Below are 23,643 nucleotides of genomic sequence, written 5' to 3'. Positions count from 1 at the left end.
AACCTCTTACTCGTTGGACAATTCAAAGTATGCGACGCCCCTGAGGCCTTTTCTGGCGAGGTAGCCTTCAATCGCCGGCTCATCATCGGAGGGAGACGCCTCCTCTGGATGCAAAAGAATGGGTAGCCATTCGGGCGTTGGTGTCGAGGGAACGAACTCCTGCCGACTACCCAGCGCGCCGAACGCGTTCTGGACACCACAGCCCGGCTCCAGACGGAAGAAACGATCCCAAGGCATCATGTGCGGGAAAAGCGCCGAAAGTCGATTGTCAGCGAGATCACGGACCGCGGTTGCGGACGCCACCGAGCATCCCCAGTCCTTGCGGGCGCCTGGAAATGGGCTGTGGGTCGAAGAGAATAGGTAGCGGTTCGCCACCCATGGGTGATTAAAAAAAACATAAACCGGATTGCAGCCATCTGCCCTTGCCGCCTTGATCAGATCTTCCGCCTGCTCTCCGTCATTTTTCAGTCCTTTGTAGATTCCTCTCGAAAGGGCCTTTCTCAAAGGGGTGAGTTCATAGGACAGCACCTTGGCCTGGATCCTAAAGCCGACCTGGCAATACGGCGTATTGAAATACCATTCCCAGTCCGCTCCGTTACCCACTATTCCGTGCCGCGCGCTTCCGCCTTCCTTTGTCTTGTTGAACATTTTGATTTTGAGTGGCGATCCAACGGTCTCCCGGGCCATCCGCAATAAGAGGTTTTCGGTGATGGTCTCCTCCTGAAGCTTCAAACCGTAGTGGAAGGCATCGTCCTGCTCAGCCCAAACCCACCCGGCAAGATCCCGGAGGTATCTCTGGATCAATCGCCGGCGCAGAGACATCAGACAGCTTCCTCCACCTGTTTCTCGGCCCCGCGTATGCGGAGCTTGCCGGACATCAGGCGGGGTAGAAGGGTGTCGCGGAGGGCGGCGAGCGTTTGGATCTCTCGTTGAGCGCCAAGAATTCGCTCCAGCATTGCACCGGCTTGCGCGGCGAACGCTTCGACAACGGGATCTGGCGCATATACAACTTCGAGCCCATCGAAGGTCTTTCGTGTGATTGTGGAAAAGACCGATCCATGAGACATTGATTGCAGGATGTTCACCGCGCGAACAGCGGAGAAGTAAACAAATTCATCCGTGTGCTTCCGGGTTCCCTCCATGCCATAGCAAGACTGGTTGAAAACCATGTCGCCAGCCGCCATCGCGAGCTTACCGACGGTGCCCCTTGCGCTGATAATGGTTGTGCCTCTGGAGATCATTTTCGCTGAGCAACCATCAAAGCCAGCATCAGTGATCTTCTTTTCCGTATCAAGAACGAAGACTGCTCCGGCTTCGGGCGCATCGACGACTGAATACCAAGGAATTTCGCCTCCCCAGTATTCCGGCACACTTGTCTTGGGTGTGCCACCGCTGATGATTGTCACCTGATCGGAGAATGGCCGGCGCTCCCACCCTTTCGGCAGGCCGTCGGGGCCGAAGCTGTCAGGGAAGAGGGCGGCGGTGGTGGCGTCCATGTGGGCAGGGGGCTGGCCGAGGGTGCGGGCTTGGACGGGATCGAAATCCACGAACCAGGACCGATAGAGCGCCCGCGCCATCTTCTCCAGCGTCGCGCTCATCCGGCGGTTCAACTCGATCTTGTCGTCGAGGGCGCCGAGGATCGAGAGAACCTTGTCCTGCTCCGTGATATCAGGGAGGACAATTGGCATCTTCTTGGCGGCGCCGACATTGAAGTGCTGTTGAACAGCGCCGACGAGATGCGAGGCGACATGCTCCGAGGCGATCGCGTTGACCCAGTAGGCCAGGAAACGAGGTCGGATCTCTGGCCCGCATCGGACGATAACCAAGTCAGAACAATTGGCGACCGGTAGGTCATCGGGAATTACGGCACAGGTGCCGGGTTTCCCTGTGCGCACAATCACAACGTCACCGGGTTTCAGAGCTGACTTCTTGAGACGCCCATGAAACTCGGGCGAAATGTGCCGGATTTCTTCCCGGGAGATCCGGTGAGGCCGAATATTCAAGGATCGCAGGAATGGGATGCCATCCTCAAGGTATTCGTCGGCCATGGGGCCAACATGGCCGACGGTTACCTCTCGTGCGACAGCTTCGAGCAGGACTTCGCGGGTCATTGCAGCTTCTCGAGCTGGGTCGAAATCTTTTGTTCCAGCCGCCGCCCCTCGGCGAACTGCGCCCGGAGCTCCGCTGTGAGCCGGTCGAACTTCTCTCCGAAGGGCTCGTCGTCGTCCTCGGTCGCGCCAGCCCCGACATACCGGCCCGGGGTCAGGACGTAGTTATGCTTCGCGATCTCCTCCATGGAAGCTGCCTTGCAGAAGCCCGGCTCGTCGGCATAGGCGCCTGCGTCTGGCTCTCCACGCCAGGCGTGGTAGGCGGCGGCGATGCGCGCGATCTCCTCGCGTGATAACTCCTTTTGCTTGCGGGAACCCGGCACCAGCGCGCCCATCTTGCGAGCGTCGATGAACAGCATCTCGCCGCGACGGTCGCGCAGCTTGGCGTCCTTGGCCACGCCATTCGACTTGTCCTTCGCCAGGATCCAGATGCAGGCCGGGATCTGGGTGCCGTAGAAGAGCTGCCCCGGCAGGGCGATCATGGCGTCGACCGCCTCGGCCTCGACCATGGCGCGACGGATGTCGCCCTCGCCCGAGGACATGGACGACATGGAGCCGTTGGCCATGACCACGCCAGCGATGCCGGTGCTGCCCAGCTTGTCGTAGATGTGCTGCATCCAGGCGAAGTTGGCATTCCCGGCCGGGGGCGTGCCGAACTTCCAACGCCGGTCTTCGGCCAGGATGTCCCCGGACCAATCCGAGATGTTGAAGGGCGGATTGGCCATCACGTAGTCGAACTTCTCATCCGGGAAGGCATCGCGTAGGAGTGTGCCTTCCGGATTCCACTCGAGCCGCGCCATTATGCCCCGGATGGCAAGGTTCATCCTGGCGAGGCCGTAGGTGGTGTGGTTGCGCTCCTGCCCGTAGATGGCGAGGTCCTCGCGCCGGTATTTGTGCGCGTCCAGGAATTTCTCGGAATGCACCATGAAGGAACCGGAGCCGTGGCAGGGCTCATACAGACGGCCTTTCACGGGCTCAATCATGTCCACGATCACCTCGACCACGGACTTCGGTGTGTGGAAATCACCACCCCGCTTCCCCTCGTTCGAGGCGAACTCTGAGATGAAATATTCGTAGATGCGCCCAATCAGGTCGAAGTCCTTGGGCGTGCCTTCGAGCTTGATGTTCGAGAAGAGGTCGATGAGCCCGGAAACGACGCCGGGATCGACGCCAGCACGCCCGAACACCTTGGGCAGGGCACCCTTGAGCGAGTCGTTCTCGGACTCAATGGCACGCATGGCATCGTCGACCATGACGCCGATCTTCGGGTCCTTCGAGTTGGCTGACAGGTGCTTCCAGCGCGCAGCGTCCGGCACCCAGAAGATGCCCTCGCTCAGATACTCGTCGTAATCCTCGGCGGCTTCTTCGCCATACTTGTCGAGAAGCTCGTCGTGGTGGCGCTGAAACGCGGTCGAGACGTAGCGCAGGAAGATCAGGCCAAGGGCGACGTGCTTGTATTCGCCCGGGTCCATGGACCCGCGCATCTTGTCAGCCGCTGCGAAGAGCGTGTTCTCGATCGTCATCCCATCCTCCCGGTCGCCGAAATGCGGCGTTATCGTTGTTTTCGGGGGCGAGTATCGGCTGAAAAGACGCCGTCTTTCAACGACCCATCCGGATAAAACCGATCCCTTTTCCGGGCGTTTTTGCGCGCAGGGCACTCGGACCTATGTGCTTCGAGCCGGCCCCAAAAACGCCCGGTATTACCCGGTAATCCCGTTACCGCCATTACCACCACCGACCCAAGGAATTCCACATGACGAAGCACGATACCCAAATCACCCCGGCGAAGGAGTCCGACGCCGATTTCGAAGCCCGGGTCGAGTCCGCGATCCTGACGCTGCGCGCTGAGAACGACGGCAAGATGCCGACGAATGCACAGCTCAATGAGCTCGTTCGGACATCATTCCGCAAGCTCTGTCCCGTGCGGCGGAGGGTCGCCGAGCGCCTTCTGGCGGTCGATACCCGCCTCGCCCAGATGCCCGAGATTCCCGAGGAACTGCGCCTCGCGAATGAAGAAGCGCTGAAAGCCATGTGGGCGAAAACCCGCGAGCTTCAGAATGACGAGATCGTGGATTTGAAGCGCCTGATGCAAGCGCGACAGGAAGAGCATCGGACGACGACCCAGGACCTCGAGGCGATCATCGCGGGTCTCGAAGACAGCCTCGAGGAGGCCAGGGCAAAGGCGTCCGACGATGCGAAGACCATCGAGGCGCTTCGTGCCGAGCTCGAGGACGTGACCGGGCGCCTGAACGACGCTGACGCGCGCCTCGCGGAGCGCGAAAACCTCATGCACATGCTGAAGGATTTCATGGGCGACGGTGACGGCGACCAGGAAAAGCCGGCCCGCAAGCGGCAGTCGAACAAAGCCAACGACGATCCGGAACTGCCGCTCAAATGATCTCTCAGCGCACGCGCTGCCGGGACCGCGTCTTGACGCGCTCTTTGATCGGCTCGGGGTCGCCATCCGTGTGCTGGTGAGCCAGGGCCGGGTCTGTCGCCTTGTCGGGATCATGCCGCCCGGTCTCGAGGTCGAACCCGCGCATACCGGCGACAAGCCCGATGGCCTGCGCTCCGCGCCGGTATTCGAGTGCGAGGTCGGGATCGTCCTCAGTGAGTCTTGCCGCGTCGAAGGAGGCGCCGTGCCGCCGCTTGAGCTCCCGGTTGGACATGTTGGCCAACGTCTTTCTCAGGGCTTGATCCGTCATATTGAGCGGCACGCGGAACGCGTCAGGGAAGTCGTCGCCCGTATACTGGTCCGGCCGCAAGCCTTTCGTGATCCGTTCGAGCACGTTCGAGTGCTGTCCGCGAACCCGACGATCCTCGGCCGCCAGCTCCGCGGCCACCCGGCGGTTCTCGGCTTCTTGCATCTCGACGGCTGACATGCGCTCGAACAATTTCCGAGCGAACCCGACGAGCCGTTCGTAGGCCGGTCGGATCGTCTCACGCAGAGCCTTCCGAGCCCGCTCTTCTTTCGGCGCCTTCGGGCCATATGTGAGCCCATCACGGCGTGACTTGGACGCGGGCTTGTAGGCGATCTCCTCTTGCTCGAGGGCCTCCAGGCCGCGGGTCATGCCCAACATCAGCGCGTTCGCCTCTCGCTCTTTCCGCTGGGCCTCGGCGACCTTGTCCTCGGCTTTTCGATCCTTCGCCTTGGCGGCCGCTTCCAACTCCTCCGCCTCGAACAAGAGCTTCGCGCTCTCATCCGTCGCGTCAGCGACAAGCATCGCCGCGAGATCGCGGCCCCGCGATGGCCGCGTGTTCCTGCGCTTCGAAACCGCCTCGCCGCGCGCGATCTGTTCGCGCTCTCCGGCGACGCGGTTTTCACCCCGGCGCAGGTCAATGTCGAACGCCTCCGCAAAGTTCGCGACACGATCCTGAAACAGCTCGTAGCTCCGCTTCCGCCAGAGGTTTTCGTTCTCGGCCTCGTCTTTGCCTTCGATCGTCTCGATCTGGCCGAAAAGGCGATGTTGATGGTGGCTCAGCATCGGGTTGCCGGTTCGCCGCTCTTCGTGCTCCGGGGCGACGACGAAATGGACATGAGGGGTCTTCTCGTCGAGATCCGCCCGCGCGTAGAGCACTTCGCTGCCGAACTCGGTCTCGAGATATGCTTTCGCGAACGACAGGAACTCCTCGGTCTTTGCCGGGTCGACGCCCCCGCCCGCGTTCTGGAAGAACTCGTGGGAGGCCGAGAGAACGCCTTGCGTCCATGGTTTGACGTTCTTCGCGTCCCACGGCAGGCCGACGAGTTCCGCGAGCGCGTGCTTGTCGCCACCGGCGGCGTCGAGAGCCGCTTCGAGATCCTTCCGCTTTTTCGTATGCCGAGATTTTCTGAGCGACTCGATGCGTCGCCTGACGATCTTTTTCTGAAGCTCGACGATCCTTTCGTCGCACAGCGCGCGCAGATCTGGGTGACCGATGAGAAACCGGTTCTCATCGGTGCGCTCGCGGTCAACGTTGGGCACTTTGCCCTTCCGCTTGCCATGCGCCGCGATGCCACCGATTCCGTAATCGGAAGTCCGCTCGAAGCGCAGCACGATATAGCGAGAGCCGTCCATAGCGTGGACGTAGTCCCCGCTGATCCACCCCAGAAAAGGCTGAGCCAACCCGGGCGGAAGGAGCCGCCCAAACTCCCGAATCCAGGGATGCGGGAGGGTGTTCACTCACTATAGAGCCGCCCGCACCGGCGTTGCCTCCTTGCGGGCGGCTCTTCGTTCGCCCGGGGCGCTGCCCCGGGACCCCGCGCCTTCCGCGGGATCAGGAGGGCGCTCCGCCGCTCCTGAACCTCCCCGGCCAAGGGGGCGCTCGCCGCCCCCTCCTGGACTACCCCCGGCGTCTCTCGGGGCGGTCGTTCCGCACTCCTCCCCGCCGACAGCTCCCCCACCTGCTCGCGATCCTCGCGGCGAGGAAAGGGACGCCCTCTCCTCGACCTCTCCCAAAAAAGAAAACCGCGGGGTCTTCACGCCGGGGCCGGGTCCTCTGAGCGAGACCCGGCCCGGCCCGAAGACCGGGAACGCGGCAAGAAGCTTGACCCGGGCATCGACCCGGACCCCAGACCCAAGGACATGTGCCATGAACATGATGATGAACGTTCCGACATCTGCGACGCCGCTCCACGCGTTCTGCGCGAACCAGGCGGATGCACTTCGAAACGCAGCGACCCTCCTGGCCGGGCCACGCGGCGATCGACTCGTTGAGGATATCGCCGAGGCTCTCGCGCGATCGGGAACGCTCAGCCGGCGCACGCTCCGAAATCTCCTCGCACTCCATCGTTTGCTTACGCTGCAAGGCACGGAGGATCCCACATCGGATCAGGCCGCTCGCTTCGCGATGGTCGAGCCCGATGACCCGGTCGTGGCGGAAATCTGTCTCGTCAGCGACGGCCTTCTCGACGCGTTGCGCGCCTACGCCGACCTCGAACCGGATTTCGAGCTCGACGTCGCCGCATGACATTCCCCGCCGCCGCTCGGCGGCGGTCTTGACGAGCCGGGTCGAACAATTCGCGGCAAACGCCGCAGCCCGTGCTCATGAGGTCACTCATGAACCAGTTTTCTCCCGTGCGCACGCAGACCGAAAATCCGCTTTCGGCCTTCCTGGATCAGCATGGCGCGGGCCTCGCGCGCCTGCTCGAGCACATTTACGGCCCGCTCGGTGCGGCCGCGTTCCGAGAGCTGTCGCGCTTTGGATCAGCACCACCGCAGGCGCGCGACGCTTCGCTGGTCACTGCCCTGGAGGAGGCGACCGGGTTGCTCCTCGATTTCGTCGGGATGCCGCTCAGGGCGCCGGACAACATTCGCCCGCAGGAATTCGACCAGGCGCTGCGGTGGTATGCGGCGCGGCTCCGGGATCTTCGGCTCCGGGGCTGAGGTCCGTCCAAGGTAGTTCCCGCGCTGGGGCTGTGCGAGCGGGAAGACTGGGCGCCCCCGCCTCTACAGAGGTGGGGGCTAAAAAATTCACATGAAATCAGTGCCTTGAAAAATTTGTGTTGTATTTCCGCACCAGCGTTTCTTTCGCGACGCGGATCGCAACACGTTCCCGGAGAACAGCAACACGAACCCCGGACGCACATGTCGAAGAATTTCGCTTTCGCACCTCGGATGATGCAGGAAACCGCTGCGGCGTATTACATCGGGGTTTCCCCGAGCAAACTGCGCACGCTCGGGATTCCGCGGAAGATTTCCGGCGGAAACTTTCTCTTCGACATTCGCGATCTGGACGCCTGGGCGGATGCGCTCGATTATGAAGGAGACGAGGGATGGGAAGACACAAGCGAAGTGGACAGGGCCTTCGGGATCGCGGCGGAGTGAAGAAGTTAAAGGGGCTCAAGCGCTATCGCGTCGGCGGCAAATACTACGTCTACCACCGCGCGACGAACACACCCCTGCCCGGCCATTTGCCGGAAGATCATCCGGATTTCCTCGATGCATACTTCGCCGCCCAACACGGCCTCGCGAACATGCAGCCGAAGACAATCGTTGCAAAGAATTCGGTGGAGGATGTGGCCCGGCAATACCTGAACTCGCACACGTTCCTTGGGCTCTCAAAGAGCTATCAGGGGGTCCGCCGCAACGACATCCTGCGGCTCCTCCGGGACAAAGATGGTGCGATCGCACGAGCCCCCTTTCGCAAAGTTCGAAGCATCCACATCAAGGCGCAGATGCGGGCGATGGCGCCGAATCCTGCAAATGAACGGCTGAAGACGTGGCGCGCGCTCGGCGCTTTCGCCGTCGACGACCTCGAACTGATCCAGTCGAACCCGAGTGTCGATGTGAAAAAGGTGAAGGCACCGAAAACGGACGGACACACGCCGTGGACCACCGCGCAGATCCAACAGTTCCGAAACCACTGGGCGATCGGCACGAAGCAGCGGCTCGCGTTCGAGCTGTGCTTCTGGCTTGGCTGCCGGATTTCGGATGCGGTGCATCTCGGCAGGAAAGACATCAGCGACGATGGCTGGCTCGAATACGTGCAGCAGAAGACCAAGGGGCAGGTCGCTGTCCCGGTCAACCGCGCGCTGCCGCGGTTTGCCGTGGCGAGCGACCTCGAGCACTTCAGACGCGCGATCAATGCGATGAACCAGCCCGGTGAGACTTTTCTCGAAACGGAACTCGGCGAGCAACGGTCTGCAAAGGCCGCCCCGGGCTGGTTCTCGGAGGCCGCGCGGGCAGCCGGGCTGCCCCCCGGGCTGACATCGCATGGTCTGCGAAAGAGCCGCATGATCCTGCATGCCGAGAACGGCGCGACCGTGCACCAGATCGCAGCTTGGAGCGGACATGAGAGCCTGAAGGAGGTCGAGCGCTACACGCGCAAAGCCGACCAGAAGAAGATCCTGTCCGTCCTGGACACCGGCAACTTCTACTGAGGTCACGGCACCGGAAAGAAAGGCCAACGGCCCCGCGCGCACGCGTGGGGCCGTTGCGCATGCGCAACCCCCAAGCAGATTTTTCCGGCGGAATCGGCAGGCATCGCGGTCACGGGAAAAATTCCGCGCGGACCGGAATTGTCTAACACCCCGATTTCTTAGACAGGAAATCGGCCGATACCCTGCATAGCAAGAGTTTCTGGAGGAGATGTGGCGCTCTGGGGAGGATTCGAACCCCCGACCCCTTGATTCGTAGTCAAGTGCTCTATCCAGCTGAGCTACCAGAGCGCGGTAGGACGCGATCTACCGTCTGTGTCGGGGCGATGCAAGAGGCATTCGGGGAATTATTGTGCCGCTTCCGCGGTTGCCGTCGGGTCGGCCAGGGTTTCCAGCCCACGGGGCAGGTGGATCGCGAAGGTCGTGCCCTCCGGCCCGGTACGTTCGAGCTCCAGCCGGCCGCCGTGGCCGCGCACCAGTTCGGCCGCGATGGCAAGGCCCAGGCCCGAGCCGCCCTTGCGCCCGCCGGCCGCGAAAGGCTGGAACAAGAGCTCCTGTGCCTTGGGCGGCAGGCCCGGGCCGGTGTCCTCGACGCGGATCGTCCATTCGTCGGGCGCCTCGAAGGCCGAAACCATGATCTCGCCCCCCTTTCCCGTGCCCTGGATCGCCTGGCGGGCGTTGCGCACGAGGTTGCGCAGGATGCGGTAGAGTTGCTCGGGATCGGCGCGCACGGAGAGGTTGGCCGGCACGTCCTCGGAATAGGACAGGTCGTCCTCGCCGGAGGCCAGCCGTTCGCTGTCCATCACGTCTGCGACGACGTTGGCCAAGGGGAATCGGTCGAGCCGCGGCGCGGGCTCCTCGGCGCGGCCGAAGGCGAGGGTCGATTCGCACAGGTTCACGGCGCGGTTGATCGAGCCCATGAGCTTTGGCACCGCCTTCTGCACGCCCGGGTCTTCGCTCATCTCCACCCGGTCGGCGAAGAGCTGTGCGGTCGTGAGGATGTTGCGCAGGTCATGGCTGATGCGTGCCACGGCACCGCCCAGCGCGGCCAGCCGTTCGCGTTGTTTGAGGGCGCCGGAGAGCTGCTCCTGCAGGTCGTGAAGCGCCTCCTCCGCCTCGCGCAGCTCGCGCACGTTCGACGACGGCGCGATGATCTGGCGGGCATCCTCCGGCGCGCGGGCGAAGCCCATCATGTTGTGCACGACCTTCTTGATCGGCCGCACCATGAGCCGACGCACGGCGAGGAACAGGAGGAGCGCCGTCGCGACCGAGATCAGGGCCGACAGCAGAAGGATCCGCTGGCCGTACTCCAGCATTGCCGCGCGCAGCGGCGCGGTCTCCATCGTGACCTCGATCACGAGCCCGCCCTCGCGCACCGGGTCGCCGATCACGCGGATCACCTCGTTGTCCGGGTTGATCAGGCGGGCGAGCGCATCGCGCATCATCATCACCGCGCTCTCGTCGCGCAGGTCGATGCTCATCGCAACGGGGCCGGGCACCGGCGAGGACAGCATGAGTTCGCGCGCCTCGTCGCGGCGCAGGACGACGTTGAACACCTCGGCGTTCTGCAGAAGCTCCTGTTCGAGCTCCGCGTCGATCATGTCGTCGGCAAGCAGGACGAGCGACGCGATCTGCGCGCGTTCCAGCCGGTTCTGCAGGTAGTCGTCCCGGAAGCGCGCGATCGACGGGACAAAGATCAACACTTCCGCCAGCATCACGAATGCGACGGTCAGTATGAGGAACCGACCCGAAAGCGAGTTCAAATGCATCTCGTCCCTATCGGCCTATGGCACGATCCTCTGGAGAATACGGACCACACGCTTCAGTGTTTCATTTTCAAATAGTCTTGGCGAGTAGAAGTTCCCAGAGGCGCGCTTGGATATTTCCGACATCGTCGGATAGGGCAGAACCATCCCGGAAATCGCCGACAATTTGAGCCCCTGCGACAGTGCGAGCGACCACGGCGCGATCAATTCGCCGGCGTTCCTGCCGACGATGGTGACTCCCACGGGCTTCGACCCCGCGACATGGACCTTGATGAAACCCTCGGTGTCTCCGGTCGCGATCGCACGGTCGTTGCCGGAAAACTCGGCCCGCACGGTTTCCAGCCGGCCGCCGTAGACCGCGCGCGCCTCCGGTTCGGTGAGACCGACATGCGCAAGCTCAGGGTCCGTGTAGGTGCACCAGGGAATGTGGTCGGTGCGCGCACGGGCCGGCAGGCGCAGCACGGCGGGCCGGATCGCGACCCCGCCCTGGTAGCCCGCGACATGGGTGAACTGGGCGCCGCCATTGATGTCACCCACGCCGAAGATGCGGCGGTTTGTGGTGCGCAGGCGGGCATCGGTCTCGAGCCCCTTGTCGGTGTAGGCGACACCGGCGGCCTCGAGCCCCAGGTCCTCGACATTGGCCTTGCGCCCCACGGCGATCAGAAGATGGGTGCCGGTGACCGTGTGCCCGCCCTCGGTCGCGACGTCGATCCGGCCCGCTTTGCCCGACACGCCGGTGACAGGGGCGTCCTCGAGGATCGCGATGCCCTGGTCCCGCAGGCGCGCCAGCACCAACTCGGCCGCCTCGCGGTCGTCCTTGCCCAGCGCCTTCGCGCCCTCGATCACGGTGACCGAACAGCCCAACCGGCGGTGGGCGAGCGCCATTTCGATCCCGATCGGCCCGCCCCCGATGATGACGAGGTGCTCGGGCTTTTCGGCCAGATCGAAGATCGTCTCGTTCGTCAGGTAAGGCACGTCCGCAAGCCCCGGGATGTCCGGCACGAAGGGGCGCGAACCGGTGGCGATGACGAAGCGCCTGGCGCGCACCGTGGTGCCGCCGGCTTCGAGGGTGCGCGGGCCGGTAAAGCGGGCATGGGCACGCAGAACGGTGCAACCAAGACCCTCGAACCGCTCCTGGCTGTCGTGCGGGGCGATGGTGTCGATCGCGCGGCGCACGTGGGCATGGGCCGCGTCCCAGTCCGTCCCCTGCGCGCCGGCCGCCAACAGCGCCTTCGAAGGCACGCAACCGGTGTTGAGGCAATCGCCCCCCATCTCGCCCTTCTCGATCAATACGACCTTCGCCCCCATCTGCGCCGCGCCGGAGGCGACGGAAAGGCCGCCGGAGCCCGCGCCGATCACGCAGATGTCGGTGTCGGTACGGGTCATGCGATGGGCTCCTTGCGGGCGAGTCGAATGAAGATCGGCAGAACGGCGAGCGCGCAGAGGCCGATGATGGGTCCCAGAATGTACGGTTTGAAGATCACATCCAGATCAGGCGTGCCGCCGCGTTCGAACACTTCGCCCAGTCCCGCGCCCACCGAGGTATAGACCAGGGCGCCCGGGATGATGCCGAACACGGTCGTGACGATGAACACCCCGGTCCGAACGTTGACGAGCGCGGGGACCACGTTCGCGACGAAGAACGGCACCACCGGCGTGAGGCGGATGAGAAAGAGCACCGACCAGACGTTCTTGTCGATCGCCGCCTTGAGCCGCGCGATGCGCCCCGGGCTTGCCTCCATGCGCGCGGCCAGGCGTTCGCCCAGCCCCAGCCGGGCCGCCGAGAAGATGATGAGCGCGCCCATGCTGGCGGCCGCCACGTTATAGAACACACCGGGAAAGAGGCCGAAGAGGAAGCCGCCCGTCAGCGTCGCGATGGTCGCGCCGGGCAGGGAAAAGCCGACGATGGCGGTGTAGGCGGCAATGAAGGCCAGGACGGACAGGGCGTAGTTCTCGTCCCGGAACGCGATCAGCGCCTCGCGATTCTCGGAAAGCGCCGCGAAGGTCAGCCGGTCCCCGAACATCACGTAGCCCGCCACCGCCACCACGGCGATCACTGCCAGCGGCAGCAGGCGTTTGAGGCGATCTGCGGACATGGGTGCTCCCGTCAAAGGTCCAATGCAACATGACCGCCGCGCCGATCGGCCGCCAGCCCCCTCACGGTGCATTGATTCCCCGCAGGGAAATGTTTCAAAACAGCGATTGCGCGTTTGACTTGCGCCGGAACGCTCCTTATAGACCGGGCTTCAAAGGATTTCGCCCCGATTCCAGCGGGATTACGGGGCTTGAGATGAACACCGGCCGCTCGCGGCCTGAACCAACGGAGATGGGCGATGAAACGCACCTACCAACCGTCGAACCTGGTTCGCAAGCGCCGCCACGGCTTCCGGGCGCGCATGGCGACCAAGGCCGGCCGCAAGATCCTGAACGCGCGCCGTTCGAAGGGCCGCAAGTCGCTGAGCGCGTAAGCGGTCTCGACATTACGGATCAAGGAATGACACCGCCGGAGGCGCCCGCGAACGGCCATGAGGCCGGATCCGCGGATACGCCTCCGGCGGTTTCCGTTCGTCTGGAAACCCTGAAGAACAGGCCGGACTTCCTGGCTTGCGCGCGCGCGCGCAAGGCACCGATGCCGGGTTTCCTGCTCCAGGGCCGCGACCGCCGCGACGACGGCGACGTGACCCGCGTCGGTTTCACCGCGTCCAAGAAGATCGGCAACGCCGTGACACGCAACCGCGCCAAGCGGCGGATGCGGGCCTTGGCGCGCGAAGTGATCGCGACCCACGGGCGTGCCGGATGGGATTACGTGCTCGTCGCCCGCCCCGGGGCCACCGTGTCGCGCGATTTCGCGGCGATGCGCGACGAGCTCGCGCAGGGACTCGGCCGTCTCCATGCGCCCAAATCGCGCAGGGACTGACGCTGGCCGCCCGGCCACCCTATATTCAGCCCATGTCGCCGCTCGCCCATATCATCGCCCTGCCCGTCCGGGCCTACCGCATGATCCTGTCGCCCTGGGTCGGACATTCGTGCCGGTACCAGCCGACCTGCTCGGCCTATGCGCTCGAGGCGCTAGAAAAGCACGGCGCGCTCAAGGGCAGCTGGCTGGCCGCGCGCCGGATCGGGCGCTGCCACCCGTTCGGCGGCTCGGGGTTTGACCCGGTTCCCGACCCCGGTAGAAAGGGCGAAGAGCGGTAACCGGAGGGCGCGATGCCCCGACAATTCCTCTTCCCCCTGACCACGGGGCGCTCCGGCACCGTGTTCCTCACCGAGCTTCTGCGCCTCAACTGGTCCGGGGCCGAGGTCCACCATGAACGGCTGGGCTACACAGCGCTTGGCGTCGACACGCCGGACGCGTCCCATTTCACCTTCTTCAACTCGGTCGGCAACGTGGAGCACGTGCAGGACTTCTGGCGCCGCAAGCTCGCCCGCGTCCTGGAAAGCCCCGCCGCGCGCTATGCCGAAGTGTCGCATTTCCTGTTCAAGGCGGGGCTGGTCGAGAACATCGCGCCGCTGGCCGAGGCGGGCGAGGTCCACCTGGTGATCCTCACCCGCGATACGTTCAAGATCCAGTGGAGCTACGTGAACCGCTTCGAGTTCGCCAATTTCGGCTACACGTGGCTCTTCGCGCTCGACCCGCGCTATCCCAACACGGTGGTGCGGTCGGACCCGTTCATGAAACACGGCGTGGCCGGAAACGCGCTGTGGTACGTGCACGAGGTTTTCGCGCGGGCCGAATACTATGCGCTCCTCACCGCCGACATGCCCAACGTCCACATCCACCGCGTCGACCTGTCCGAGATAACCAGGCCAGAGGGGGCCGCACGTCTCCTGCGCGCGCTGGGCGAAGAGATTGACCCGGACGACGTGCGCATGCCGCCGCGCCAGAACGCCACGAAGCAGACCATGTTCGACGACAAGATGAAGGACTTCTGCAGGCGGCTCGCAAAGGGTACGCCGCTGCAATCCGAGACGATGGCGCGCCGGTTTTTCGACAGTGGCCGGCGGCTCTCCGACGGTCGGGCGCGCCGCTGAACACGCCCCCGCGCAATTGAACATGGACAGGGAAACCCTACCGTGGATAATTGTCTGCATCTGGCGCGCGTCCGCGCGCGCGGAGGGGGCACATTCCAGACCATGCCAGGCAAGGCAGCACACCGCGCGACCCGCGGTCAGGAAATCGAGACGGTCCTGCGCCGCTATATCCGCTCGCCCTATTGCATCGGGACGGCGCTGGCACTCGCGTTGTTCGTCACGTTCTTCGTGCCCGGCGGGCTCCTGATGGACGTGCCACTGTGGCAGCGCGCGGCGATCCACCTGTTCGACACCGTGATCTTCCTGGGCCACAGCTACGTGGTCCTGCCCCGCGCGTTTCGCCTGGCGCTCGACCGAGGATGGCCGGTGCTGGGTGTGCATGTCGCGGTCTACCTGCCGCTGGCCCTGATCCTCGCTGCCGCCTTCGCGCTGGTCGAAACACAGGCTTTGAGCGGGATCGAGTTCCTCTGGGACACGTGCATCATCGTCTCGTGGGTGGTGCTCTCGGCCGTGATCGGGCTGTTCCTCTTCTGGGTGGTCTTCCTGCCCTACACCGGCATCGACGTGACGCCCGACCAGATCTGGTCCTTCCGCCGCGACCAGGGCTGCAGGCTGCAGGAGCACCTGTCGCCCGAGGTGCGCGGCCGGGTGCTGCACATCCTGGCCGAGAACCAGTACGTGCGCGTGATCACCGAGGCCGGGGAAGAGCTGATCCGGATGACACTGTCGGAGGCCGCCGCGCTCGTCCCCGAGGACGCGGGGCTGCGCGTCCACCGCTCCCACTGGGTGGCCCGCGACCGCGTGGCCGGGTTCCAGTTCGAACGCGGAAATCCGAAACTCACGACCATCGACGGCGCCCGTATTCCGGTCAGCCGCAAGCGCGTCGACGCGGTCCGCCGGCTCCTGTCGCTTCGTGAAACGTAACACCGGGTCAATTGGCGAAACGAACCGCGTCATTCGCTCCATATTCCGCGTCGGTCGCTCCACACGCCACACAAGCCCCTGAAATGACTGTAGGTTTCGGGGCGTGGCTCCGGACCCGAATTTGCGGGAAAATCATGCAGGCAGCACCGATTGAACCGGGGTCATGGGCGTCGTGCATCCGTGAGCGCGCGGCGCCAATTTCAAAGCCGCATCGTGCATGACAGCTGCGCGGTGCGGCCCATTCCCAAACGGCACGGCGGGCCGATGCATTCTCCATCGAACCCCGCCGTGCCACCCCTCTCTTGCCAGACGCGGTCGCGCCGCCTAAACCGCGCCCATGCTCGACGAGTCCGACGATATCCACCCGCTGTTCCGCGGCGCCCCCTCGACCACGGAGTTCAAGAAGCTCCGCAAACGCATCCTGCGCCAGGCGCGTGAGGCGGTGGACCAGTACGGCATGGTCGAACGTGACGAGGCGGGGGCACCCAGACCCGGGCAGAAATGGCTCGTCTGCCTCTCGGGCGGCAAGGACAGCTACACCATGCTCGCCGCGCTCTACGAACTGAAGTGGCGCGGGCTTCTGCCGGTGGAGCTGCTGGCCTGCAACCTCGACCAGGGGCAGCCGGGCTTTCCGGCCACCGTGCTTCCCGAATTCCTCGAGGACCGGAAGGTGCCGCACCGGATCGAGTACGAGGACACCTATTCCATCGTCGTCGACAAGGTGCCGCAGGGGCGCACCTTCTGCGCCCTGTGTTCGCGGCTGCGCCGCGGCAATCTCTATCGCATCGCGCGCGAGGAAGGGTGCAACGCGGTCGTGCTGGGCCACCACCGCGACGACATCCTCGAGACGTTCTTCATGAACCTCTTCCACGGCGGGCGGCTGGCCACCATGCCGCCGAAGCTGGTGAACGAGGAGGGTGACCTCTTCGTCTTCCGCCCGCTGGCCCACGTGGCCGAGGCGGATTGCGAGAAATTCGCCCGCGACATGGGCTACCCGATCATTCCCTGCGATCTCTGCGGTTCGCAGGACGGCCTTCAGCGCCAGCAGGTAAAACAGATTCTCGACGGCTGGGAGGCCAACAGCCCCGGACGCCGGCAGGTCATGTTCCGTGCGCTGATGAACGCCCGCCCCTCGCACCTGCTCGACCCGGAGCTCTTCGATTTCGCGGGACTCGTGCGTCCGAACCCGGCCGAGGACTGACCCGCCCGCGTTAACGCCCGATTGACTCGTGGCCGCTATGGTCCGACCCCGTTGGGGGCAATCGGCCCCGTGATCCGGGGGCGACCACATGGGCTTCATATCACCGGAATGGCGCACTGCATTGCGCAGGTGGCTTGCGGGCCTGATGGCCCCCCAGATGCTTGCCTTCCTGCCCGCCGTCATGCTCGGCGCATTCTGGTTCGGGGGCGAAGGGTTGCTCCTGGTGATCGCGCTCACCCTGCCCGGGCTCCTGGTGGTGACCGGTCTCCTGCCGGTGCGCCCCTGGCAGCGCGCGCACCGGGCAACCGGCGCACGCGGCCGGCAGGGTTTCCTCGCCCACCTGTCGCGCGGGCTTTCGCGGGGGACGAACGCGCAGGGCGACCCGCCGGTCTGCGTCGTGCTGTCGATCTGCGATGCGGGCACGCTCGAAGCGCAATTCGGCGCGATCGGCACCGACAGTATCCTGCACGACTGCGCCGAGCGGCTGCGCGATGTGCTGCGGGACGACGACCTGCCGTTCACGCTCGCCCCGGGCCGTTTCGGCATTGCCGTCCCGCGCACGCCCCACACGGACCTGGAGGCCGTGATCCAGCTGGCCGGCCGGTTGCAGTATGCCGTGAACCGTCCGGTGATGCTGGGCGCCACGCGCGTGCACCTGACCACCTGTGTCGGCTTCGCGATGCCGTCACGCGTGCCGGACCAGGTGGGGGAAAGCCTGCTCGACGCCGCCGAAAGCGCGCTGGACGCGGCGGTCCGGGCCGGGCCCGGGTCGATCCGCGCCTATTCGCGCGGCATGCGCCCACGCGCGCCCGTGCCCGGCAACCTCGCCCGCGACGTGGCCCGCGCGCTGGAGGACGGTGAGATCCGGCCCTGGTTCCAACCGCAGGTGTCGACCGATACCGGCGAACTCAGCGGGTTCGAGGCGCTGTCGCGTTGGGAACATCCCCAGAAGGGCCACATTGCCCCGGCTGCCTTCCTGCCCGCGATCGCCGAGGCCGGGCTTCTGGAGCGGCTGGGGGAGGTGGTTCTCTACCACACGCTTACCGCGCTCAAGGCCTGGGACCGCGCGGGGCTCCATGCCCCCAACGTCGCCGTGAATTTTTCTCCATCCGAACTCGCCAACCCACGCCTCGTCGACAAGCTCCAGTGGGAACTCGACCGGTTCGACCTGGATCCCGCCCGGCTGGTCGTCGAGGTCCTGGAAAACGTGGTCGCACAATCCGAGGACGACACCACCAGCCGCAACATCGCGGCGCTGTCGCGGCTGGGCTGCGGCATCGACCTGGACGATTTCGGCACGGGCCATGCCTCGATCGCCAACATCCGGCGCTTCGACGTGACCCGCATCAAGATCGACCGCTCTTTCATAAGCCGGGTGGATACGGACCGCGACCAGCAGAACATGGTGTCCGCGATCCTGACGATGGCGGAACGGTTGAACCTCGACACGCTTGGCGAAGGGGTGGAAACGCATGGCGAGCATGCGATGCTCGCCCAATTGGGCTGCGGCCACGTGCAGGGATACTCCATCGCTCGCCCGATGCCGTTCGAGGACACCCCGGCCTGGATCCGCGCCCACGAAGCGCGACTTTCCACCCTGCCGCGCCTCACGCACGGGGCCGGTGGCCAAGGGCGCTCTACCGGGTGAGTGAAAAGCCGCGCATCCGTCCTTCGAGCGGGCGAAACACCAAGCGTCAAGGGGCCGCGACACGCCGCCCCACGCGGGAAAACTGCTTGACCTTTGGCCCTCCGGGCGTTTGAACCCACCTGACCCGAAAGAGACATCAGTGGTGGGCCTTCATGGAAAACCAGAACAAGAACCTCCTCATCGCGACGGTGTTGAGCTTTGTCGTCATCACCGCGTGGATGTTTCTGTTCCCCCCGGCCGAGCCCGAGGCGGTCCAGCCCGAGGAGGTTGCGGAAACCCTGGCCCCCGGCGCCGATGAAGAGACCGCAACGCCGCCCTCGGCGGCCGACGCGACCGGTGACACCCCGGGCGACGCGCCCGGGGCCCCGGCCGTGTCCGAGGCGTTTGCCGAAAGCGCCCGCATCGACATCGAGACCCCCAAGCTTTCGGGATCCATCTCGCTCGTCGGGGGCCGGATCGACGACCTGCACCTGACCGACTATCAGGTAAGCCTCGACCAAGGCGCCGAAACCGTGACGCTGCTGCGGCCGGCCGGAAACGAAGCCGCCTATTACACGCTTTACGGCTGGGCCCCCGGCGGCAATCTCGGCGGCGACGACGTGCCCGGCGCGCTCACCACCTGGACGCTCGAAAAGGGCAGCACGCTCACGCCGGAGACCCCGGTCACGCTGGCCTGGACGAACGAGGCCGGCATGACCTTCCGCCGGACGATTTCGGTGGACGAGGATTACATGTTCTCCGTGACCCAATCGGTCGAAAACCGGTCGGGCGAGACCCAGCGCATGGCGCCCTACGGGATCGTCGCGCGCCACGGCGAGCCGCAGGATCTCAAAGGGTTCTTCATCCTGCATGAGGGCGTCATCCGCCAGACCGACGAGGAACTGGCGGAAATCGACTATGACGACGTGACCGACCTCGAGCTCGACCCGCGCGAAAACGCCCCGGCCGAGGCCACGGCAATCACGCAGAACGGCTGGGTCGGCTTCACCGATCATTACTGGGAGACGATCCTGATCCCGCAATCGGGGCAGGCCTTCACCTCGGTGGTGAAATATGTGCCCAACGCGGATATCTACCAGACCGAAATCCGGCTCCCCACCGTCGAACTCGCCGCCGGTGAAACCACCGAGGTCACGACCCGCCTCTTCGCGGGCGCCAAGGAATGGGACACGATCCGCGACTATCAGAACGAAGACGGCATCTACCGCTTCCTCGACTCGATCGACTGGGGGATGTTCTTCTTCCTGACCAAACCGATCTTCGCGGTGCTGCACTGGCTGCACTCGATCATCGGCAATATGGGCTGGGCCATCATCGGCCTGACGTTTATCATCAAGATGGTGCTCTTCCCACTCGCCTACCGCTCGTACGTGTCGATGGCGAAGATGAAGGAACTCCAGCCCGAGATGGAGAAACTGCGCGAACAGGCGGGCGATGACCGCATGAAGATGCAGCAGGGCATGATGGAGCTGTACAAGCGCGAGAAGGTGAACCCCGCCTCGGGCTGTCTGCCGATCCTGCTCCAGATTCCGATCTGGTTCTCGCTCTACAAGGTGATCTTCGTCACGCTCGAACTGCGCCACGAACCCTGGTTCGGCTGGATCCGCGACCTCTCGGCCCCGGACCCGTCCTCGATCCTGAACCTGTTCGGCGCCCTGCCCTATGACGCACCTGACCCGACCAGCTGGATCTACTTCTTCTCGCTCGGCATCCTGCCGATCCTGCTGGGCGTCTCGATGTGGCTGCAGCAAAAGCTGAACCCGGCCCCGACCGACGCAACGCAGGCGACGATCATGAACTGGATGCCCTGGGTCTTCATGTTCATGCTGGGCCGGTTCGCGTCCGGGCTCGTGATCTACTGGATCGCGAACAACACGCTGACCTTCATCCAGCAATACACGATCATGCGCAGCCACGGGGCAAAGCCGGACATCTTCGGCAACATCAAATCGAGCTTCAAGAAGAAGCCCAAGGAAGAAAAGAAGGGGTGAGCACGCCCCTTCCCTTCCCCGAGGCGGACGCGCCCGACGATGCGGCCCGCGAGGCGGGCCGCAAGCTCTTTGCGGGTCAGACCGACTTCCTCAAGGGCGTCGTCGCCATGTCCGGCCTGCCGCCCGACGACCGGCTCGAGGTCTGCTTCGCGGGCCGCTCGAACGTGGGCAAGTCCAGCCTGATCAACGCCCTGACGGGCCGCAAAGGGCTGGCACGCGCGTCGAACACGCCGGGACGCACGCAGGAGATCAACTACTTCACGACGACCGACGGCCCCTACCTCGTCGACCTGCCGGGCTACGGCTATGCCAATGCGCCGCTCCCGGTGGTCGAGAAATGGCAGAAGCTGCTCAAGTCCTACCTGTCGGGCCGCGCCACGCTGCGCCGCGCCTTCGTGCTGATCGACGCGCGCCACGGCGTGAAGGACGTGGACGAAGAGATCATGACGCTGCTCGACCGCTCGGCGGTGACCTTCCAGGCGGTCCTGACCAAGACCGACAAGGTGAAGGCCAAGGATCGCGACCGTGTGCTGAAGCAGGTGCGCGAAAAGCTCTCCAAGCATCCGGCCGCCTACCCGGAACTGGTCCTTACCTCTTCGGAAAAGGGCGATGGGATCGCCACGCTGCGCGCCATCATCGCCAGCCTCGACTGAGCGAGGTCGCGCGGATGAGCGTCACCCTTGCCGCCCTTGCCCCTTCCGCGTAACACGTTTGCCGAGCGCCCCGAGGGACACGACATGAGAAAGCAGACGATGAACCGCGACTGGATCGCCACCGCCCGGACCCTGAACGAAGCCCTGCCCTACCTGCAGCGCTACGAAGGGGCGACCGTCGTCATCAAGTTCGGCGGCAACGCCATGGGCGACGACGCGGCGATGGAAAGCTTCGCGCGCGACATCGTCCTCATGCGCCACGTCGGCGTGAACCCGGTCGTGGTCCACGGCGGCGGCCCGATGATCAACGAGATGCTGGCAAAGCTCGGCGTCGAAAGCGACTGGGTCGGCGGCAAGCGCGTCACGGACGCGGCCACCGTCGAAGTCGTCGAAATGGTGCTCGCCGGCCGCGTGAACAAACGTATCGTGCAGGCAATCAACGCCGAGGGCGGGCGCGCCGTCGGGCTGTCGGGCAAGGACGCGAACCTCATGGTCTGCGAACCCACCGATCCCCGGCTTGGCTTCGTGGGCACCCCGGTCGAGGTCGACCCCTTCGTGCTCAAACGTCTGGCCGAGGCCGAGACGATCCCGGTCATCGCCCCGATCGGCGTGGGCCGCGATGGCGAGACGTTCAACGTCAACGGCGACACCGCCGCCGGCGCGATCGCCGCGGCGCTGAAGGCCGATCGCCTGCTGCTGCTCACCGACGTGGCCGGCGTGAAAAACGCCGACGGACAATTCGTCACCGAACTCACCGCCATGCAGATCCGCGACATGACCCGCGAGGGAATCATCTCGGGCGGCATGATTCCCAAGACCGAGACCGCGCTTTCAGCGATCGAGGGCGGCGTGCGCGCCGTGGTCATCCTCGACGGACGGGTCGAAAACGCTTGCCTGCTTGAGCTTTACACCGAACAGGGGCCCGGTTCGATCATCCGGCAGGGTTAGACCAAAGTCGTATGCTGCAGCGCGGCTTGCCCGCCTGCCCCCCCGTCGGGTAGAAAGGCCGGGCACCCTGAAAAAGAGAGCTGCCCGCATTTCATGACACTGCGCCTCATTCTGACCCGTCACGCCAAGTCGAGCTGGGACGATCCCCATATGTCCGATCACGATCGCCCGCTGTCCAAGCGGGGTCGGGACTCGGCCTCGGCGCTCGGGCGTTGGCTCTCGGCGACGGCTTTGTGTCCTGACGAGGTCATGGTCTCGTCCGCGGAGCGCACCCGCGAAACCTGGGACCTCATCTCGCGCGAAGGCTGCGCGCCGGTGGAGGCGGACATCGCGCCGTCGCTCTACCTGGCCGAGCCGGACGTGATGCTGAACGCGCTCAAGGGCGCGACGGGGCGCACCGTGATGATGATCGGGCACAACCCGGGCACATCCTTCATGGCCCACGGGCTTCTGGACAACCCGCCGGCGACACACCTGTTCGACCGGTATCCGACAGGCGCGAGCGCGGTGATCGACTTCGACATCGATGACTGGGAGGACCTCACGTGGCGAATGGGCCGCCTGCACGACTTCGTCGTGCCGCGCGACCTGCTTGCCGCCGAGGATGCGATGGCAAAGGAACCGCGCCCCCTGTCGGCTTGATCCGGGGATCAACTCTCCGGACAACGGAAGGCCCCCGCAGCGCGGGGGCCTTCTTGTTTTCGGGGCCGGCGCTCAGTGCCCGATGATCTGGCTCAGGAACTGCTTGGTGCGCTCCGACTTCGGGTTGTTGAAGAATTCCTTGGGCTCGTTCTGCTCGACGATCTGACCGTCGGCCATGAAGATCACCCGGTTCGCCACCGCCTGCGCGAAGCCCATCTCGTGGGTCACGCAGATCATCGTCATCCCCTCTTCGGCGAGCTCGATCATCGTGTCGAGCACCTCCTTGATCATCTCGGGGTCGAGCGCCGAGGTCGGCTCGTCGAAGAGCATGATCCGCGGCATCATGCACAGCGATCGCGCGATGGCGACGCGCTGCTGCTGACCGCCTGACAGCTGCCCGGGATACTTGTCCGCCTGCTCGGGGATCTTCACCTTCTCCAGGAAATGCATCGCCCGTTCGACCGCTTCCTTGCGCGGCACCTTGCGTACCCAGATCGGGGCGAGCGTGCAGTTTTCCAGCACCGTGAGATGCGGGAACAGGTTGAAGTGCTGGAACACCATGCCGACCTCGGAGCGCACCTTGTCGACGTTCTTGAGGTCCGAGTTCAGCTCGGTCCCGTCCACCACGATCTGCCCCGCCTGGTGTTCCTCCAGGCGGTTGATGCAGCGGATCAGCGTCGACTTGCCCGATCCCGAGGGCCCACAGATGACGATCCGTTCCCCGCGGTACACGGTCAGGTCGATGTCGCGCAGCACGTGGAACGTGCCGAACCACTTGTTCATGTCGGCGATCTGGATCGCCACCTCGTCGGAGATCTGCATCTTCGACGTGTCGACGGTCGGTTCGATTTCAAGCGTGGACATGTCCGTGCAT

24 protein-coding genes and 1 tRNA gene are annotated in these 23,643 nt (G+C 64.7%); 16 read left to right on the top strand and 9 right to left on the bottom strand.

Going from position 1 to position 23,643, the window contains the following annotated elements; translation table 11 throughout:
• Positions 1–6: 6 nt before the first annotated feature.
• Genes GQE99_RS15020 through GQE99_RS15010 form a run of 3 tightly spaced genes read right to left on the bottom strand, consistent with a single transcriptional unit; the run spans position 7 to position 3,631 of the window.
• Positions 7–822 carry a DUF6615 family protein gene (locus tag GQE99_RS15020; protein WP_161352461.1) on the bottom strand — a complete coding sequence of 272 codons (816 nt, stop codon included), beginning with the start codon at positions 820–822 and terminating at the stop codon, positions 7–9.
• Complete coding sequence (locus GQE99_RS15015) at positions 822–2,111, bottom strand: restriction endonuclease subunit S (RefSeq protein ID WP_161352460.1); 1,290 nt, start codon at positions 2,109–2,111, stop codon at positions 822–824. Before GQE99_RS15015 ends, GQE99_RS15020 begins: the two co-directional genes overlap by 1 nt.
• Entirely contained in the window at positions 2,108–3,631 is a 1,524-nt protein-coding gene (locus GQE99_RS15010) for a type I restriction-modification system subunit M (protein ID WP_161352459.1), read from the bottom strand. Before GQE99_RS15010 ends, GQE99_RS15015 begins: the two co-directional genes overlap by 4 nt.
• 230 nt (positions 3,632–3,861) lie before the next feature.
• Here GQE99_RS15010 and GQE99_RS15005 point away from each other — a divergent pair, with 230 nt between their 5' ends.
• Positions 3,862–4,506: a DNA-binding protein gene (locus GQE99_RS15005; protein ID WP_161352458.1), complete on the top strand. Its 645-nt coding sequence runs from the start codon at positions 3,862–3,864 to the stop codon at positions 4,504–4,506.
• 4 nt (positions 4,507–4,510) lie between these two features.
• Here GQE99_RS15005 and GQE99_RS15000 read toward each other — a convergent pair whose 3' ends face one another.
• Complete coding sequence (locus GQE99_RS15000) at positions 4,511–6,163, bottom strand: plasmid recombination protein (protein ID WP_161352457.1); 1,653 nt, start codon at positions 6,161–6,163, stop codon at positions 4,511–4,513.
• A 514-nt stretch (positions 6,164–6,677) separates the two neighbouring features.
• Here GQE99_RS15000 and GQE99_RS14995 point away from each other — a divergent pair.
• The 4 genes from GQE99_RS14995 (at position 6,678) to GQE99_RS14980 (ending at position 8,967) form a co-directional block, all read left to right on the top strand.
• The gene (locus GQE99_RS14995; protein ID WP_161352456.1) at positions 6,678–7,055 is read left to right on the top strand and encodes a hypothetical protein; all 378 of its coding nucleotides are present in this window, start codon (positions 6,678–6,680) and stop codon (positions 7,053–7,055) included.
• 89 nt (positions 7,056–7,144) lie between these two features.
• The gene (locus tag GQE99_RS14990) at positions 7,145–7,471 is read left to right on the top strand and encodes a hypothetical protein (protein ID WP_161352455.1); all 327 of its coding nucleotides are present in this window, start codon (positions 7,145–7,147) and stop codon (positions 7,469–7,471) included.
• 201 nt (positions 7,472–7,672) lie between these two features.
• On the top strand, positions 7,673–7,912 hold the full coding sequence (locus GQE99_RS14985; RefSeq protein WP_161352454.1) for a DNA-binding protein: 240 nt from the start codon (positions 7,673–7,675) through the stop codon (positions 7,910–7,912).
• Positions 7,909–8,967, top strand: coding sequence for a tyrosine-type recombinase/integrase (locus GQE99_RS14980; protein ID WP_161352453.1), 1,059 nt, complete (start codon positions 7,909–7,911; stop codon positions 8,965–8,967). The genes GQE99_RS14985 and GQE99_RS14980 overlap by 4 nt, the downstream gene beginning before the upstream one ends.
• A gap of 211 nt (positions 8,968–9,178) precedes the next feature.
• Here GQE99_RS14980 and GQE99_RS14975 read toward each other — a convergent pair.
• From GQE99_RS14975 to GQE99_RS14960, 4 genes are all read right to left on the bottom strand, one after another.
• Positions 9,179–9,255, bottom strand: a tRNA-Arg gene (locus GQE99_RS14975).
• A 56-nt stretch (positions 9,256–9,311) separates the two neighbouring features.
• Complete coding sequence (locus GQE99_RS14970) at positions 9,312–10,733, bottom strand: sensor histidine kinase (RefSeq protein ID WP_161352452.1); 1,422 nt, start codon at positions 10,731–10,733, stop codon at positions 9,312–9,314.
• Positions 10,734–10,748: 15 nt separating this feature from the next.
• Positions 10,749–12,116 carry a dihydrolipoyl dehydrogenase family protein gene (locus GQE99_RS14965; RefSeq protein WP_161352451.1) on the bottom strand — a complete coding sequence of 456 codons (1,368 nt, stop codon included), beginning with the start codon at positions 12,114–12,116 and terminating at the stop codon, positions 10,749–10,751.
• The gene (locus GQE99_RS14960) at positions 12,113–12,826 is read right to left on the bottom strand and encodes a TVP38/TMEM64 family protein (RefSeq protein WP_235917256.1); all 714 of its coding nucleotides are present in this window, start codon (positions 12,824–12,826) and stop codon (positions 12,113–12,115) included. The genes GQE99_RS14965 and GQE99_RS14960 overlap by 4 nt, the downstream gene beginning before the upstream one ends.
• 237 nt (positions 12,827–13,063) lie before the next feature.
• Here GQE99_RS14960 and rpmH point away from each other — a divergent pair, with 237 nt between their 5' ends.
• The 11 genes from rpmH to GQE99_RS14905 all read left to right on the top strand — a co-directional run bounded on the left by rpmH (position 13,064) and on the right by GQE99_RS14905 (position 22,769).
• On the top strand, positions 13,064–13,198 hold the full coding sequence (gene rpmH, locus GQE99_RS14955; protein ID WP_161352449.1) for a 50S ribosomal protein L34: 135 nt from the start codon (positions 13,064–13,066) through the stop codon (positions 13,196–13,198).
• A gap of 26 nt (positions 13,199–13,224) precedes the next feature.
• Positions 13,225–13,647 carry a ribonuclease P protein component gene (gene rnpA / locus GQE99_RS14950; protein WP_161352448.1) on the top strand — a complete coding sequence of 141 codons (423 nt, stop codon included), beginning with the start codon at positions 13,225–13,227 and terminating at the stop codon, positions 13,645–13,647.
• Between the two features lie 32 nt (positions 13,648–13,679).
• The gene (gene yidD, locus GQE99_RS14945; RefSeq protein WP_161352447.1) at positions 13,680–13,925 is read left to right on the top strand and encodes a membrane protein insertion efficiency factor YidD; all 246 of its coding nucleotides are present in this window, start codon (positions 13,680–13,682) and stop codon (positions 13,923–13,925) included.
• A 12-nt stretch (positions 13,926–13,937) separates the two neighbouring features.
• Positions 13,938–14,762: a hypothetical protein gene (locus tag GQE99_RS14940; RefSeq protein WP_161352446.1), complete on the top strand. Its 825-nt coding sequence runs from the start codon at positions 13,938–13,940 to the stop codon at positions 14,760–14,762.
• A gap of 102 nt (positions 14,763–14,864) precedes the next feature.
• Positions 14,865–15,686, top strand: a complete 822-nt coding sequence (locus tag GQE99_RS14935) for a LytTR family DNA-binding domain-containing protein (RefSeq protein ID WP_161352445.1) — start codon at positions 14,865–14,867, stop codon at positions 15,684–15,686.
• 337 nt (positions 15,687–16,023) lie between these two features.
• On the top strand, positions 16,024–16,887 hold the full coding sequence (ttcA, locus tag GQE99_RS14930) for a tRNA 2-thiocytidine(32) synthetase TtcA (RefSeq protein WP_161352444.1): 864 nt from the start codon (positions 16,024–16,026) through the stop codon (positions 16,885–16,887).
• 145 nt (positions 16,888–17,032) lie between these two features.
• Positions 17,033–18,535 carry a GGDEF domain-containing phosphodiesterase gene (locus GQE99_RS14925; RefSeq protein ID WP_235917255.1) on the top strand — a complete coding sequence of 501 codons (1,503 nt, stop codon included), beginning with the start codon at positions 17,033–17,035 and terminating at the stop codon, positions 18,533–18,535.
• A gap of 152 nt (positions 18,536–18,687) precedes the next feature.
• The gene (gene yidC / locus GQE99_RS14920) at positions 18,688–20,526 is read left to right on the top strand and encodes a membrane protein insertase YidC (RefSeq protein WP_161352442.1); all 1,839 of its coding nucleotides are present in this window, start codon (positions 18,688–18,690) and stop codon (positions 20,524–20,526) included.
• Complete coding sequence (yihA, locus tag GQE99_RS14915; protein WP_161352441.1) at positions 20,523–21,179, top strand: ribosome biogenesis GTP-binding protein YihA/YsxC; 657 nt, start codon at positions 20,523–20,525, stop codon at positions 21,177–21,179. Before yidC ends, yihA begins: the two co-directional genes overlap by 4 nt.
• A gap of 84 nt (positions 21,180–21,263) precedes the next feature.
• A complete protein-coding gene (gene argB, locus GQE99_RS14910; protein WP_161352440.1) occupies positions 21,264–22,127 on the top strand; it encodes an acetylglutamate kinase in 864 nt (287 codons plus the stop codon).
• 93 nt (positions 22,128–22,220) lie between these two features.
• Complete coding sequence (locus tag GQE99_RS14905) at positions 22,221–22,769, top strand: SixA phosphatase family protein (RefSeq protein WP_161352439.1); 549 nt, start codon at positions 22,221–22,223, stop codon at positions 22,767–22,769.
• A gap of 72 nt (positions 22,770–22,841) precedes the next feature.
• Here the strand turns inward: GQE99_RS14905 and GQE99_RS14900 are convergent, their stop codons facing one another.
• Complete coding sequence (locus tag GQE99_RS14900) at positions 22,842–23,633, bottom strand: amino acid ABC transporter ATP-binding protein (RefSeq protein ID WP_161352438.1); 792 nt, start codon at positions 23,631–23,633, stop codon at positions 22,842–22,844.
• Positions 23,634–23,643 lie beyond the last annotated feature (10 nt).

Source organism: Maritimibacter harenae (genome assembly GCF_009882975.1).
Taxonomy (GTDB): Bacteria; Pseudomonadota; Alphaproteobacteria; order Rhodobacterales; family Rhodobacteraceae; genus Maritimibacter; species Maritimibacter harenae.
The sequence above is the reverse complement of the archived record's forward strand: the minus strand, read 5'-3'. Positions and strand labels throughout refer to the sequence as shown.